This window comes from Terriglobus sp. YAF25 (assembly GCF_052113305.1).
Taxonomy (GTDB): domain Bacteria; phylum Acidobacteriota; class Terriglobia; order Terriglobales; family Acidobacteriaceae; genus Terriglobus.
In genome coordinates, this window is the sequence record NZ_JBFRCY010000989.1 from 1 (window position 1) to 1,289 (window position 1,289).

The 1,289-nt window shown below is 55.5% G+C and carries 1 protein-coding gene; it reads right to left on the reverse strand.

The features are described from left to right. Nucleotides 1-270: 270 nt before the first annotated feature. Entirely contained in the window at nt 271-1,068 is a 798-nt protein-coding gene (locus AB4043_RS25890) for a tetratricopeptide repeat protein (RefSeq protein WP_442303438.1), read from the reverse strand. Nucleotides 1,069-1,289 lie beyond the last annotated feature (221 nt).

Genomic DNA, 1,289 nt, shown 5'->3' on the forward strand with positions numbered 1-1,289 from the left:
GAGCTTCGGAGCTTCGCTGCATACGGAGCCGGCCATTGCGCGTAGCGCAATCGTTTTGCACCGCAGGTGCAAATGCCTTGCTTAAGGGCACGGCTTCAGCCGTGCCGTATGAAAGCCACAAAGCAAGCGGCTTTAGCCGCTGAGGGCTATGTCTCTTTGCGGCTGTCTCTCGCCTATCGGGTCAACGGAATCGACCGCACACAGACCAATTTTCCAACCCAAGCTGTATATCACTTGGAGTGCAGATATGTATCGGCCCGTTTTGCATTCTCACTGAAACGCCGCAGCCATCATTCCCTTCGCCTCCGACTTCCTTCCCGCCATCTCCAGCACATGCGCATACTCCTTCACGGCAAAGACATAATGCGGATCGTTCCGCGGCAGCTTCACATGCAGAATCGAGATTGCAGTCTGCAGCTCCTGAAGCGCGGGTTCGGGGCGCCCTGCGATCGCCAGGTCCTGCCCCAGCATCAAATGCGCCCATCCAACATTCGGATGAGCAGGTCCCTCCACCACAATCCAAAGCCGAAGTGCATCGCGGAGGCATGGCAACGCCGCCTCCGGCGCTCCGGCGAGTTGCATCTCGGCGCCCTCCAGAGTTAGCAGCATCGCGCGATCGTCATCACCCAAGGCAGCCTGTTGGGCAGCCACCCGTGCCATATCGAGATATCGCGACGCCTCCTCCTTTTTCTTCTGCGTGAACAGAATCGTCGCAATCGCGACCGAGGCGCGAAAGATGTTGATCTCATCCTTCGCCTGCTGGAAGCCCTTCAACGCAATCAGCTTCTGCTGATAAGACTTCTTCATCTCTCCCGCAGCCATGTAGACATCGGCAAGATCATTCGCCAGCATCACCGCCTCTGCCTGCTGCCCACATCGCTCATAAGCCTGCTCCGCCTGCTGATAAAGACGGATCGCTCCAGGCCGATCTCCCGATCGTTCCAATGCCTTGCCGGAGTCTTTGAGCTCCGCACCACGACACGGTTGCTGGGCAGGGAGCGATGACACAACAACTCCACCCATACAGACAAAGATCATCAAATAGATTGAACTCAAGCGAATGGACACGTTGCCTCCTTTGCGTTGCTGCATCGCATCAGATAACCGTCCAGGAAGAACTATGAATCTATTTTTATCTTTAATACGAAATAATTCGTACTTCTGTCAAGTACTCGGGGCCGCTTGTTTTGTCACAGGGAGCGGAGAAATCTGCTTCTCCAACACTTTGCCCTCAGCGGCTAAAGCCGCTTGCTTTCTACACCTGATACGGCATGGCTAAAGCCATGCCC